Source organism: Flavobacterium sp. ZB4P23 (genome assembly GCF_003970375.1).
Taxonomy (GTDB): Bacteria; Bacteroidota; Bacteroidia; order Flavobacteriales; family Flavobacteriaceae; genus Flavobacterium.
Window position 1 is genome coordinate 226,769 of record NZ_RYDK01000002.1, and the last position, 14,428, is coordinate 241,196.

Below are 14,428 nucleotides of genomic sequence, written 5' to 3' on the forward strand. Positions count from 1 at the left end.
GCCCAATATAATATTTAAAAGTAATTTCACTCTGAATTATGTATACAATGTACATATTTATAAAATAAAAAAAGCCGAACACACTTGTTCGGCTTTTGTCGGGGTGGCAGGATTCGAACCTGCGGCCTCCTGCTCCCAAAGCAGGCGCGATAACCGAGCTACGCTACACCCCGTAAGCGGGTGCAAAGATAGCATTATTTTTTGCTTTAGCAAAACTATTACTGAAATTAAGAACTAAAATTATTTAGTTGGAAAATCAATATAAAAATCTAAATAAAAATATTTTTTCAAAGCAGAATGAATGCACAACTTCCCCTAGCCCACATTGCAACTCAAGTCCCGAACAATCGGGATTGTAGTGCACTGCTGAAATAGCTCCCATAAAATGAAATTCGTTTTCAAAACAGGAATGGTCAAATAGCGACTAATCAAGCATTAACAAATGTTAACAAAATAGATTTTTAGAAACCATAAATAATTGTATTTTTACGGTTCAAAATTTAGAAAAATAAATGGGCAAAATCATCGCGATTGCTAATCAAAAAGGAGGGGTTGGCAAAACTACTACGTCAGTTAATCTTGCTGCTTCATTGGGTGTTTTAGAAAAAAAAGTGCTACTTATTGATGCTGATCCTCAGGCTAATGCGTCCTCAGGATTGGGTATTGACGTGGAATCCGTAGAAATAGGTACGTATCAAATTTTAGAACACAGTCACACACCAAAAGAGGCCATCATAAAATGTTCTGCTATAAACGTGGATGTGATTCCATCGCATATTGATCTTGTTGCTATTGAAATTGAATTAGTCGATAAGGAGAATAGAGAATATATGCTTAAACTAGCATTAGAAAGTATCAAAGACGATTACGACTATATTATCATAGATTGTGCGCCATCATTGGGATTACTTACCTTAAATGCGTTGACGGCCGCTGACTCCGTAATTATTCCTATTCAGTGTGAATATTTTGCATTAGAAGGACTAGGGAAATTACTGAATACCATAAAAAGTATCCAAAAAATTCACAATCCGGATTTAGATATCGAAGGATTATTATTGACCATGTTTGACTCCCGTTTGCGTTTGTCAAACCAAGTGGTTGAAGAGGTTCAGAAACATTTTAACGACATGGTTTTTGACACTATTATTCAAAGAAATGTCAAATTGAGTGAAGCACCCAGTTTTGGCGAAAGCATTATAAACTACGATGCAACAAGCAAAGGAGCTACCAATTACCTGCATCTAGCTCAAGAAGTTATAAAGAAAAACAGCAAATAGTTTTATGGCAAAAGCACTAAAAAAACAAGCCCTGGGAAGAGGATTATCTGCGTTATTGAAAGATCCGGAAAACGATATAAAATCCGTAAATGATAAAAATGCCGATAAAGTTGTAGGAAACATTATTGAGCTTGATATTGAAGCTATTGAAATAAATCCGTTCCAGCCCAGAAGCAATTTCAATGAGGAATCATTGCGGGAATTAGCAACTTCTATCAAGGAATTAGGTGTTATTCAACCAATCACTGTTAGAAAACTAGATTTCAATAAATACCAATTGATTTCAGGAGAACGCCGTCTTCGTGCCTCTACCCTTGTGGGATTGACTACTGTTCCTGCGTACATTCGGATTGCAAATGACAACGAATCGCTGGTGATGGCCTTAGTCGAAAATATTCAGCGCCACGATTTAGATCCTATTGAGATTGCCTTATCCTACCAACGTTTGATCGATGAGATTCAACTGACTCAGGAACAAATGAGTGAGCGAGTAGGGAAAAAACGCTCTACTATTGCTAATTATTTGAGGCTTTTGAAACTGGATCCGATAATCCAAACCGGAATTCGAGATGGTTTTATCAGTATGGGTCACGGTCGTGCGATAATCAATATTGAAGACCAGGATATTCAAACTGATATTTATCAAAAAATTGTCAGTCAAAATCTATCGGTTCGTGATACGGAAGCTTTGGTAAAAAACTATCAGGAAAGTTTAAAACCTAAAGTCGCCGGAAAACCAAAAACTGCCTCCTTTGAAATTGCAGATACTCAAAAGAGCGCTTTTACAAATTATTTTGGAACTAAAGTCGATGTGAAAGTAGCCGGAAATGGTAAAGGAAAAATCACAATTCCATTTCACTCTGAAGAAGACTTCAAAAGAATCATTAAACTAATAAACGAATAGTGCATAAAATCATTTTCATAAGTCTGCTTCTTTTCACTTTAGGAAATCACACTGTTTTTTCCCAAACGGGAACTGAGGCGGTTTTGGTGGCAAAAGACACTTTGAAATCAAATGACATTGATCCGTTGACCCCAGCAAAAGCTGCTTTTTTCTCTGCAATTTTACCGGGATTAGGCCAGGCTTACAATAAAAAATACTGGAAAATACCGCTGGTTTATGGCGCCATAGGAACCAGTCTTTACTTTTACATCGACAGTAATAAAAAATACCACCAATACAGAGACGCCTATAAAAGTCGCCTAGAAGGCTACACCACTGACGATTTAGCATTCTTAGACAACAATCGATTAATTGCTGGCCAAAAATTTTACCAGCGAAATCGTGATTTGTCCGCTTTGATAACAATTGCCTTTTACGCCCTGAATATTCTTGATGCGAATGTAGATGCAGCTTTATTACAATTTAATGTTGATGAAAACTTATCCGTAAGACCCGTTCTTTATCCAGATAATGTAACATTTAAGACGAATGTAGGACTAACATTTAATTATCAGTTTTAGACACAAAACCGGAAAGCTTAAATACAAAAAAAAGAACCGCTGCTTATGTTATTAGGTACTAAAATAGGAAAGAAATATTTTTTTATCCTCACTACCGTTTTACTGCTGCTCACCTTAGTGAATTATTCAGAAATTAAAGCGTTTGATTCGATCCGAATGAATGATTTCTTTTCTGGTTTTATCGCCGGTCTTTTAATAGGATTACTACTAATAGGAATTGTACACTATTCAAAAAATAATAAAAAATGAAAATTGCGCTTTTAGGATACGGAAAAATGGGTCAGGTAATTGAACGGATTGCACTGGAAAGAGGGCATGAAATCGTTTTGAAAAAAGAAGAAAAGAACACTTTTGATGGACTTTCAGCAGCTGATGTGGCTATTGATTTCAGTGTTCCAACTGCTGCAGTGAGCAATATTTCCAGTTGTTTCCAGGCCAATGTGCCCGTTATTTCAGGAACCACAGGATGGCTGGAACAGTATGAGGAGATGGTGGCACTTTGCAATCAAAAAAAAGGCGCTTTTATTTCCAGTTCTAACTTTAGTTTAGGAGTAAATATTTTCTTTGAACTCAATGAATATCTGGCTAAAATCATGTCGAAATTTGACACGTACAAAGTAGCGATTGAAGAAATTCATCATACCCAAAAACTGGATGCACCTAGCGGAACTGCTATTTCATTGGCCAACGGAATACTTGCAAATAGTTCTTACACCAACTGGACCTTAGAAAAACCGGAAGCAAATCACTTGAGCCCAAACGAACTGGAAAAACAAATTCCTATAAAAGCCAAAAGAATTGGTACAATACCTGGCACGCATACCGTTAATTACAATTCTGCTGTGGATGCAATCGAAATGAAGCACACCGCGCACAATCGTGAAGGATTTGCGCTTGGGGCAGTCATTGCCGCTGAATGGATTGTAGGAAAGCAAGGCGTTTTCACAATGAAAGATGTATTAGAATTAAAATAAAATTATTCACCTGTTTGAGTACATTTCTAGCGAAACAATCTTAAATCTCAAACTTAAAACAAAAAACTATGTCAGTATATCAATGGTTTGTATTTTTTCTGCTAGTCCAGATTGTTCACTTTTTAGGAACTTGGAAACTATATGAGAGCGCCGGCAGAAAACGTTGGGAAGCCGCTATTCCCGTTTACAATGCAATTGTTTTAATGAAAATAATAGGACGTCCCACTTGGTGGACTGTATTGCTATTTATTCCAATCATCAATCTCATTGTATTTCCGGTAATCTGGGTAGAAACGCTACGCAGTTTTGGAAAACGATCCGGATTAGACACTTTTCTGGGAATAATTACTTTTGGATTATATATATACTACATTAATTATACCCAAAAATTAAACTATAATGCTGACAGAAGCCTTAGTCCTGAAAACAAAACGGCAGACACTATTAGCTCCTTACTTTTTGCTGTAATTGTAGCCACAGTTGTTCATACCTATTTCATTCAACCGTATACCATCCCTACCTCCTCCTTAGAAAAATCCTTATTAGTCGGTGATTTTCTATTTGTAAGTAAAATGAATTATGGTGCGAGAGTTCCCATGACCACAGTAGCATTCCCAATGGTACACGACTCTATTCCTTTGACAAAAAGTAAATCATACCTCATCTGGCCACAATTGCCGTACATGAGACTGCCCGGCATTCAGAATATTGATCGTACGGATATTGTTGTGTTCAACTGGCCGGTAGATACTGTTTATAGATTTTTTGATACTTCAAAAAGACGTGCCTACAAGCCCGTTGATAAGAAATCGAATTATGTAAAAAGATGTCTGGGAATCCCTGGAGACAGCTTGTCCATAAAGGATGGCATGATTTATATTGATGGCAAACTCTTGCAAATGCCCGAAAGAGCTAAACCACAGTTCTCTTATAAAGTAGCTCTGGACGGAAAAACACCTATCGATTTTGAATCAATATTTAAGGATTTAGATGTGACGGATCCTGCTGGATTTATAGATCAAACAAAAAGAGACACCCTTTTTCTGAGTGCCTTGACTGAAGCAGGTGCAGAACGATTAAAAAACACACCAGGTATCACGGCTGTAATCAGACAGATAGCAAAGGATGCGGACAACACAATCTTCCCGCATATCAATAAATGGAATCGTGATAATTTTGGCCCGATTTACATTCCGGAAAAAGGAAAAACGGTTGCGTTAACCACTGAAACGCTGCCTTTCTACAAAGCAATCATTACTGATTATGAAATGAATGAGGATGGTAAAAAAAATGATCTAAAGGTTACAGGAAACGAAATCAGATTAAACGGTGCCGTTGTAAAAACATACACCTTCAAACAAAATTATTACTGGATGATGGGAGATAACCGTCATAACTCTGAAGACAGTCGTTATTGGGGATTTGTACCCGAAAATCACATTGTAGGGAAACCTATATTTATATGGCTCAGTATCGATCCTAATGGCAAAGGATTAGAAAAAGTACGCTGGGACAGGGTTTTTACAACGGTTAGCGGTGAAGGACAACCGCAGTCGTATTTTAAATTATTCCTGTTAGGACTCGTTATTTTCTTCGTAGGAGAATATTTTTGGAAAAAAAGAAAAGAGGCGAAAAATTAGTCCAAAGTTCAAACGTCCAAAGTCATCAAGTTAGGATCTAATCTAACTTTATGACTTTGGACTTTATAACTTTAAAAACTTTAGACAAATATGAATATTCTCATACACCCAACTTACTTCCCCTCGATTAGCAATTTTGCTGCCATGGTACAATCGGAGAGCATCACCTTTGAGGTTGCCGATAATTTTCAGAAACAAACCAATCGCAACCGCGCTTATATTTATAGTCCCAATGGGATTCAGCTGTTGAATATTCCCGTGAAGCATTCAAAAGAAAGTCATCAAAAAACTAAAGACATCAAAATCGAAACCGACTTTGACTGGCAAAAACAGCATTTCAAATCATTGGAAGCCGCCTACAGAAGTTCTCCTTTTTTTGAATATTTTGAAGATGACATTCGTCCCATTTTTGAAAAAAAACAACTATTTTTATTGGATTTAAATTTTGAAATTGTAGTCCTTCTATCCAAATGTTTCCGAATAAAACTGGATTATACTACAACCACGGAGTACTTTCACGAGGTTGATACCGAGATAATTACCGACTTAAGAGCTTTGGTCAACGGAAAAAAAGACGTTTCGATATTTGAAAACTACACACAGGTTTTTGATGATAAACATGGTTTTATCAACAATTTGAGTGTTCTGGATTTGCTGTTTAATGAAGGAAAATACGCGATGGACTATTTAAAAAAACAAGAATTGATTATCAAATAAAGCATTTCTCTACTTGCTACTCATAAGACAATCGTGCCATAATAGGAAAATGATCCGAGTTTATAAATCGAGGAAAGTTTTCAAATTTCTTTACTGACATTTTCTCATCGGCAAAAATATAATCAATTCTGGCCGGGTAATACCTGAATTTATACGTCTCTCCAAAACCGGTTCCGGCTTCTTCAAAACTGTCTTTCATGTTGCCCTTTATGTTACGGTACACGTAAGAAAACGCACTATTATTCATATCTCCGCAAATAATTGTAGGGTAAATACATTTCATTTTGTGTTCCTTAAAAATCTCTGCTTGCTGTTGCTGTTGTTTGAACGCTTTGCTGATTCTGATAAAAAGCATTTGCGATTTTTGTTGATTAATGACCTCAATATTTTCATCAATTTCATCTACATCGGGAGAAATTTTGATAGATTGTAAATGCATGTTATAGACTCTGATAATGTCCTTTCCTTTTTTTATATCAGCAAAAATCACATTATTACTGGAGTTAGGAAACGTTATTTTCCCTTGATTAAGGATTGGAAATTTTGAAAATATTGCTTGTCCTGTTTTAATTTTATCACCATTCATAAAAATATAACGATGTGGATATACCTTTAAATCAATATTACCCGAAGATGAAAATTCCTGAATACACACTATATCTGGATTCTTATCATTTATAAAGTTTAAAATATCTGAGGGCACATCATCTCTATCGATCCACTTAAAAACATTTAGCAAGCGCACATTGTAGCTCATTATAGTAAAATCTTTTTCTTCTTTAATTACTTCCGGTGCTGAAAACTTATAGAATTTATTTATAAAAGTAATGCCAATCAATAATACTAAACCCGATACAATCAACTGTTTTTTGAATTGTATGGCCCAATACATAAAAAACAAGCCGTTTAATATAAAAAAAAGAGGCATAAAAAGTGTCAAAACTGACAAAAAAGGAAACGATTTAGGGGCTAGAAAAGGCAAAACATAGGCAGTAAAAGTCACAAGGGTAAGGACTATGTTCAAAAAAAACATTCCTTTATTAAACCATGAAAGATTTTTCATTTTTTTCTATATTTTATATTTAAACAAAAATGTTAACCACTTTAAAAAGCTTATTTACCTACTTTAAACAAGAACTCTTTCTCTTCTTTAGTCAAACTATCGTAACCGGACTGGCTGATTTTATCTAAAATCTCATCAATCTGTTGCTGTGCTTTATCTTTTTCAATTATTTTTGAAGCCGTTTTTTCAACAGGTTTACGGTAATTTTTGTGTACTTTTTTGAACGGTGTAGTAGGTTTTTTACGAAACAAATTTGTAAAAAAATCTAAACTACGAGATACAATTGTACTTAAATCCGTTCCATTTTGAAGCAATTTAATAAAAATAAAACCAAAAAGAGCTCCGGAAAGGTGAGAAATATGTCCACCCATATTTTCGGAACGCAGCTGCATCAAATCAATAATAATAATTACAGCGGTTATATGCCATAATTTGACATTTCCAATAATCAAAAGCTGTACGCTCATCAACGGATAATAAGTTGTAACAGCTACTAAAATACCCATGATAGCAGCTGAAGCCCCTACCATTGGTGCATTGATATTTAAAACATAAAACACCAGAATATAACAAATCCCCGCAAAAATGGCACTCAGAAGATACAAGCCCAACAACTGTTTGGAGGTAAAAAACGTCATAAACAATCTGCCTGAAAAATTCAAAACAATCATATTAAAAACAATATGCATGATGCCGCTGTGAAAAAAAGCATACGAAAGCAACGACCATGGTTTCCAGAGCAAATCCAACGGATTAGACGACAAACTCACATATTGAACATGATCAATATGGACACTCAACACGGATAAAAGTGCAAAAAACAACCACGGAAGCACAAACAAAGCGACATTCCAAAAGAGTAGCTGAGTCACTATTCCTCCCATTTTGTATTGTAATTTCAGGTCGTCGATAATATTCATAAGTTAATTGGGATTTAAGAGCTGCTGTTTAGGTTATATACTACTTTAAAAGCTGTTAGACTTTTAATTCCAACGGTTCTTATTGAACTGATTTTTCTTCCAGTACCACGTAATAATAAAACCAAATAAGGCGCCACCAACGTGGGCAAAATGGGCAATTCCGCCACCACCAAAAATTGATTTTCCTGAAATACCCAGGTACAAATCGATTAACACTAAACCCGGAACAAAATACTTTGCTTTTATGGGTACAGGAATAAACATCAAAGACAACTCAGCATTAGGAAACATAAAGGCAAAGGCTACTATCGTTCCATAAATAGCGCCAGAGGCTCCCACTGCAGTACCTACATAGGCACTTGTGAAATTCTGAAAATCAGAAACCGCTAAGATCTCCTGCCATCTGGTATCAATCTTACCTTCGTTCAAAATTTGCAAAATTTCTTGTTTAGAAAAACCATTAGCCATTAGCGTATTCAATCCGTCTTGAAAATAGTAATAATTGACTCCGGTATGCAACAACGCTGCACCTAATCCGCAGGAAACATAGAAAAATAAGAATTTCTTACTTCCCCACATTTGCTCTAAAGCAGATCCAAAAGAATATAACGCAAACATATTGAAAAAAATATGCATAAAACCGCCATGCATAAACATGTGCGTCACCGGTTGCCACAATTGAAAACTTGGGTTTTCCGGAAAATACAATGCTAATATTTTATAGGCGGGCTCTTTTATAATCAGTGTCCCTACAAAAAACAATACATTGATAATAATTAATTGTTTTACGGTTTCAGTAACGTTTCTCATAATGCAAATTTTTTATCTAAATCTTCCACACGCATGGTGATGAAAGTGGGTTTATAGAATGGGGAAACATTTGGGTCTTTACAGGCAAAAAGTCCGTTGACCAAATTTTCCTGTTCTTTTTCTGTCAGGTGTGTTCCTGTTTTCACGGCTAAACTTTTGGCCATCGATTTGGCAATCGTATCGTTCTGGCTGAAACTGCTTTCTGGTATTCCGTCCTGCAAATCACTTAATAATTGTTCTAAAACCAGTGAAACTTCACTCTCCGTTACATTTACCGGTATTCCTGAAATAACAATATGATCGGTATTATTTTCTTCAAAAACAAATCCGGTATTCATTAATGATAATTGTAATTCCCCGATAAGCTCCATTTCGCTTGACGAATAAAATAGGTTCAAAGGAAATAATAACTGCTGACTTGAGGCTTGATTAACCGTCATATTGACCAAAAACTGTTCATACAAAACACGTTGGTGCGCCCGCTGCTGATCGACAATTACCATTCCGGATTTGATGGAGGAAACAATATATTTTTTATGTATTTGATACGTTTTATGAACAGAATGCTCCACTTCTTCGTCATTAAATAAAGACGAGGTAACTTCTTCATTTTCGAAAGTCAAATGCCCTATTTCATCCGTATCCTGTTTTAAGCCTACGTATAAACTTTCCCAATTAGCGGTTGGTTCTGGTTTTCTATAACTGGAAAATTGCTTACTGGGTTTTTCTTCAGAAAACGGATTGAAGTTGCCATCTACCTGAATCGTCGGTGTAGCACCTTCTAAATCTTTGTAATGATACGGCGTATCTAAATTTGAATCGCGATCAAAATCTAATACTGGAGCCACATTAAACTGGCCCAAACTATGCTTTATTGAAGATCGTAAAATAGCATATAAAGCATGTTCGTCATCAAACTTAATTTCCGTTTTAGTGGGATGAATATTGATATCAATAGTGTTGGGTGGCACTGACAAATATAAAAAATAACTGGGCTGCGCACCGTCTTTCAAGATTCCGTCATAGGCAGCCATAACCGCATGATGCAAATAACCGCTTTTTATAAAACGGTCATTGACAAAGAAAAATTGTTCTCCACGATTTTTTTTGGCAAATTCTGGTTTGCTTACAAATCCTTGAATTGTTACAATTTCAGTTTCTTCCTGAACCGGAACTAATTTTTCATTGGTTTTACCTGAAAAAATATTCACAATTCGTTGTCGTAAAGTTGATGGAGGCAAGTTGAACATTTCACTGCCGTTGTGATAAAATGTAAAATGTATTTTTGGATGAGCCAAAGCCACACGCTGAAACTCATCCACTACATGGCGGTATTCTACGGTGTCCGACTTTAAGAAATTCCGTCGTGCTGGAATATTAAAAAACAAGTTTTTCACGGCAAATGAAGTTCCTTTAGGCAAAACAGCTACCTCTTGAGATACGAATTTACTGCCTTCAACAATAATATGGGTTCCAAGTTCTTCCTGATCTTGTTTGGTTTTCATTTCCACATGGGCAATTGCCGCAATAGATGCTAATGCTTCGCCACGAAACCCTTTGGTATGCAGTGAAAATAAATCTTCGGCATGACGGATTTTGGAGGTAGCATGGCGCTCAAAACACAAACGCGCATCAGTAACACTCATCCCTAAACCATTGTCAATGACTTGAACCAATGCTTTTCCGGCATCTTTAATAATTAGTTTGATATCCGTTGCTCTGGCATCTACCGCGTTTTCGAGCAATTCTTTGACTACCGAAGCGGGTCTTTGAACGACTTCGCCAGCAGCAATTTGATTGGCAACATGATCCGGAAGTAATTGAATTATACTCGACATTAAAAAAATTAGGTTTAAAGTTTATCCCTTTGACTGTACTTCGACTTCGCTCAGTATAGACTTCTCCGGGCGACAATAGTTTATTATAAAACCAAGAAGCACAAATTTAATGAATTTCTACGGGGAATGGTAGCGTATTTAATCATAAATAAAACAAAAAACCTATACTATATATGCAATAGTATAGGTTAAAGAATTATAAATTTTTATTCTTATTCTTTTAATTCCAATGGCAAATTTTCAATTTGCAAAGCACCGGAAGACAGTAACTGTTGGTTATCGAACTGATGATTCAAAGAAGCCTGCTGGCGGATATAAGCCATTTTTATAGCAGCAATAGCTGCTTCAGTCCCTTTATTTCCATGAATTCCTCCGCTTCTATCAATTGATTGTTGCATGGTATTATCTGTCAAAACACAAAAGATAACAGGAACATCCGTTTGAACATTCAAATCTTTTATTCCCTGCGTAACGCCTTCACACACAAAATCAAAATGTTTGGTTTGTCCTTGGATGACGCACCCTATAACAATAACAGCATCCACATTTTGAGTTTGCAACATTTTTTTGGCTCCATAGACAAGTTCAAAACTCCCTGGAACATTCCACCGTATGATTTGTCCGGAAGGAACTTCATTTTCTAATAATGTCTTGAATGCCCCATCAAAAAGCCCTTCGGTGATGGTGTCATTCCATTCTGCAACTACAATTCCGAAACGAAATTTTTTCGCGTCTGGAACCATATTTTTGTCATACTCGGATAAATTTTTATTTTCGGTAGCCATCTTATTTAGTTTTCAGTCACAGTCGCAGTATGCAGTTTCTGGAAACTAAAAACTGTGACTATTAACTTTTATATTATTGTGCCAATCCTATTAAAACGTCAACAGAAGCAGCTTCTGGAGCTCCCTCATAATTTTCTTTGATGTCAGTAAAATATTTCAATGCCTCTTCTTTATTTCCTAGAGCCAAAGCTGTTTTTCCGGCCTTCAATAAGAAACGTGGTGTTGTAAAATCATTTTTATTAGATCCTGCCGCTTTTACATAATTCTCTAACGCTTCTTTTGGTTGATTTTTTTGAGAATAAGCATCTCCAATTGCTCCTTTTGCCAACGCACTTAAAACAATATCATCCGATTTAAATTTACCTAAATAATCAATCGCTTCAGTATATTTTCCGGTATTCAAATAGGCAATTCCCGCATAATAATTAGCTAAATTTCCAGCATCAGTTCCAGAATATTCATCTGCAATTTTCAAGAATCCAAATTTACCTTCTGAACCATTCAAAGACAGCTTATATAAGGAGTCACTTGCTACTCCATCAGTTGCTTTTTGAAAATTTTGTTGTGCCACGAACATTTCATTAGCGGCTTCCTCTTGTTGTGGCGCAGCAATAAATCTTTGGTAGGCTAAATATCCAATAGTAAATAGGGTAGCAGCGGCAACTAATCCAATAATAATTTTTTGGTTTTTAGCTACCCAATCCTCCGTTATTGTAGCGGTTTGATCTAATTTAGAAAATACTTCTGCTGTTGTACTGTCCTTATCATCAATTACTACTGCTTCAACGCCGTCTTTTGTTTCTTTTTCTTTTGGTGCTTTATATCCTCTTTTATTGTAAGTAGCCATTTAAATTTAATTTAGTGAGTCGCAAAAATAAAATTTTTATTCAAACCCACACAAAAAATATGCTTTTATATTTAAAAAAAATATCTTATCAGATTCTTTGTTTCCAAAGACAAAATAATTCTCATAGAAAAAACAGAAAAGACGGTTTTATCGATATTTTTCAATAATTTGCACCCACTTTGAAAAGTCTGTTCAAAAACAGCAAAGTTCTCAATACCAGCAAGCCTTACCCATGTATTTAAAAAAAATTTCACTGTTCAATTATAAGAATTTTTCTGAAGCTAATTTTGATTTTGACTCTAAAATAAATTGCTTTGTAGGTAAAAACGGTATTGGCAAAACAAATGTGCTCGATGCAATCTACCATTTATCGTACGGAAAAAGCTATTTTAATCCATTGGCGGTACAAAACATCAAACATGGAGCCGAATTTTTCGTTATAGATGCTGCATTTGAAAAAAACGAAAGAACGGAACAAATTGTCTGCAGCCTTAAAAAAGGACAGAAAAAAATATTGAAACGCAACGGCAAAGCCTACGACAAATTCTCAGATCATATTGGGTTTATTCCTTTAGTGATTATTTCTCCGGCCGATAGAGATTTGATTGTGGAAGGCAGCGAAACCCGACGGAAATTCATGGACAGTGTGATTTCGCAACTGGACTCCCACTATTTACAGCAACTTATTCAATACCAGAAAGTAATGAGTCAGCGCAATGCTTTGTTGAAATATTTTGCATTAAATCATGTTTTCGATACTGACACGCTCTCCATATATAATGAACAACTCAATGGTTTTGGAAACTATATTTTCGAAAAAAGAAAAGCATTTATAGAACAATTCATTCCTATTTTCAATACCCATCATCAAGCTATAACGGGTTCACAGGAAACCGTGCAACTCGTTTACGAAAGCCATTTATTCGAAAAAGACTTGTTGACCCTTTTACAGGAAAATATCAATAAAGACCGAGCGTTACATTATACGAGTATAGGAATCCATAAAGACGATTTAGCCTTTGAAATTGACCAACATCCAATAAAGAAATTTGGCTCGCAAGGCCAACAAAAATCGTATTTGATCGCTTTAAAATTAGCGCAATTTGAGTTTTTAAAAAAACAAAGCGGTGTAAAACCAATTCTGTTATTTGATGATATTTTTGACAAATTAGACGAAAGTCGCGTGGCCAAAATAATCGAAATGGTCAACAGCAATACTTTTGGTCAACTTTTCATTTCAGATACCCATCCGGAACGTACGGAAGTTATTCTAAAATTGACCCATCAGAGCTATAAAATTTTCAACTTATAACTTTTATTTAGTACTTTATAAGGCCTGAAAATTGAAAAAACACCTAATTTAGCGTATTCAATTATAAATCAAATTACAATGAAATTCAGTTCAATATTCGTATTAATCATATCTTTTGCTTTTTTATCTTGTAATGGACAAGCATCAAAAGAAAGTCAAACTATCGATGCAAAAGTTTTTAGCGAAAAAATTGCAGCAACACCAAATCCACAAATTCTGGATGTACGAACGCCTGCGGAATTTTCGTCAGATCATATCGACAAAGCCGTAAATGTAGATTGGCTCGGAGACAGCTTTGTTGCAGGCACCGAAAAACTAGACAAAACAAAACCTGTTTTCGTGTACTGCAAAAGCGGCGGAAGAAGTCAAAGTGCCGTTGAAAAACTGGAAGAACTTGGCTTTACAAATGTTTACCAATTACAAGGCGGAATATTAAAATGGGACGCTGCAGGACCGTCTAAACCAAGCAACAAAATCACTGGAATGACTTTGCAGGACTACAATAAATCAGTAGACTCTGATAAAAAAATATTGGTTAGTTTTTATGCAGAATGGTGTGCGCCATGCAAAAAAATGACGCCCTACATCACAAAAATGCAAACTGAACTAGCAGATAGCGTAACCATCATACGATTGGATGCCGACAAAAACAAAACCTTAATGACCGAAATGAAAATCAGTGAACTTCCTACTCTATTATTGTATGAAAAAGCAGCAGTAAAATGGAGAAAATCCGGTTTCATTAGCGAAGAAGAATTAAGAAAACAAATACAATAGT

The 14,428-nt window shown here is 35.7% G+C and carries 14 protein-coding genes and 1 tRNA gene; 8 read left to right on the forward strand and 7 right to left on the reverse strand.

The features are described 5' to 3' along the window. Positions 1-98: 98 nt before the first annotated feature. Positions 99-173: transfer RNA gene (locus tag EKL99_RS04190), tRNA-Pro, on the reverse strand. A 339-nt stretch (positions 174-512) separates the two neighbouring features. Between EKL99_RS04190 and EKL99_RS04195 the strand changes: the two genes are divergently transcribed. The 6 genes from EKL99_RS04195 to EKL99_RS04220 all read left to right on the forward strand — a co-directional run bounded on the left by EKL99_RS04195 (position 513) and on the right by EKL99_RS04220 (position 6,075). Then, positions 513-1,280: a ParA family protein gene (locus EKL99_RS04195; protein ID WP_126453649.1), complete on the forward strand. Its 768-nt coding sequence runs from the start codon at positions 513-515 to the stop codon at positions 1,278-1,280. A 4-nt stretch (positions 1,281-1,284) separates the two neighbouring features. Further along, on the forward strand, positions 1,285-2,184 hold the full coding sequence (locus EKL99_RS04200) for a ParB/RepB/Spo0J family partition protein (RefSeq protein WP_126461434.1): 900 nt from the start codon (positions 1,285-1,287) through the stop codon (positions 2,182-2,184). Then, the gene (locus tag EKL99_RS04205) at positions 2,184-2,744 is read left to right on the forward strand and encodes a DUF5683 domain-containing protein (protein WP_126461437.1); all 561 of its coding nucleotides are present in this window, start codon (positions 2,184-2,186) and stop codon (positions 2,742-2,744) included. Before EKL99_RS04200 ends, EKL99_RS04205 begins: the two co-directional genes overlap by 1 nt. Positions 2,745-2,989: 245 nt before the next feature. After that, positions 2,990-3,718, forward strand: coding sequence for a 4-hydroxy-tetrahydrodipicolinate reductase (gene dapB, locus EKL99_RS04210; protein ID WP_126453644.1), 729 nt, complete (start codon positions 2,990-2,992; stop codon positions 3,716-3,718). A gap of 68 nt (positions 3,719-3,786) precedes the next feature. Continuing rightward, entirely contained in the window at positions 3,787-5,358 is a 1,572-nt protein-coding gene (gene lepB / locus EKL99_RS04215; protein WP_126516515.1) for a signal peptidase I, read from the forward strand. A gap of 90 nt (positions 5,359-5,448) precedes the next feature. Continuing rightward, positions 5,449-6,075: a WbqC family protein gene (locus tag EKL99_RS04220; protein WP_126576451.1), complete on the forward strand. Its 627-nt coding sequence runs from the start codon at positions 5,449-5,451 to the stop codon at positions 6,073-6,075. Between the two features lie 16 nt (positions 6,076-6,091). Here the strand turns inward: EKL99_RS04220 and EKL99_RS04225 are convergent, their stop codons facing one another. From EKL99_RS04225 to EKL99_RS04250, 6 genes are all read right to left on the reverse strand, one after another. Continuing rightward, complete coding sequence (locus EKL99_RS04225; RefSeq protein ID WP_126461469.1) at positions 6,092-7,138, reverse strand: endonuclease/exonuclease/phosphatase family protein; 1,047 nt, start codon at positions 7,136-7,138, stop codon at positions 6,092-6,094. A 50-nt stretch (positions 7,139-7,188) separates the two neighbouring features. Then, on the reverse strand, positions 7,189-8,058 hold the full coding sequence (locus EKL99_RS04230; protein ID WP_126555041.1) for a rhomboid family intramembrane serine protease: 870 nt from the start codon (positions 8,056-8,058) through the stop codon (positions 7,189-7,191). 63 nt (positions 8,059-8,121) lie between these two features. Next, a complete protein-coding gene (locus EKL99_RS04235) occupies positions 8,122-8,868 on the reverse strand; it encodes a rhomboid family intramembrane serine protease (RefSeq protein ID WP_126461475.1) in 747 nt (248 codons plus the stop codon). Further along, positions 8,865-10,706, reverse strand: coding sequence for a DNA mismatch repair endonuclease MutL (gene mutL / locus EKL99_RS04240; RefSeq protein WP_126461478.1), 1,842 nt, complete (start codon positions 10,704-10,706; stop codon positions 8,865-8,867). Before mutL ends, EKL99_RS04235 begins: the two co-directional genes overlap by 4 nt. A 212-nt stretch (positions 10,707-10,918) precedes the next feature. Next, positions 10,919-11,491, reverse strand: a complete 573-nt coding sequence (gene ribH / locus EKL99_RS04245; RefSeq protein WP_126453629.1) for a 6,7-dimethyl-8-ribityllumazine synthase — start codon at positions 11,489-11,491, stop codon at positions 10,919-10,921. A 73-nt stretch (positions 11,492-11,564) separates the two neighbouring features. Next, positions 11,565-12,338: a tol-pal system YbgF family protein gene (locus EKL99_RS04250; protein ID WP_126555043.1), complete on the reverse strand. Its 774-nt coding sequence runs from the start codon at positions 12,336-12,338 to the stop codon at positions 11,565-11,567. 232 nt (positions 12,339-12,570) lie between these two features. On the opposite strand from EKL99_RS04250, the gene EKL99_RS04255 reads away from it, so the two are divergent. Beyond that, on the forward strand, positions 12,571-13,650 hold the full coding sequence (locus tag EKL99_RS04255) for a DNA replication/repair protein RecF (RefSeq protein ID WP_126576452.1): 1,080 nt from the start codon (positions 12,571-12,573) through the stop codon (positions 13,648-13,650). 78 nt (positions 13,651-13,728) lie between these two features. Then, positions 13,729-14,427 (forward strand): thioredoxin domain-containing protein, encoded by a 699-nt coding sequence (locus EKL99_RS04260; RefSeq protein ID WP_126576453.1) that lies wholly within the window; start codon positions 13,729-13,731, stop codon positions 14,425-14,427. Position 14,428: the final 1 nt, after the last annotated feature.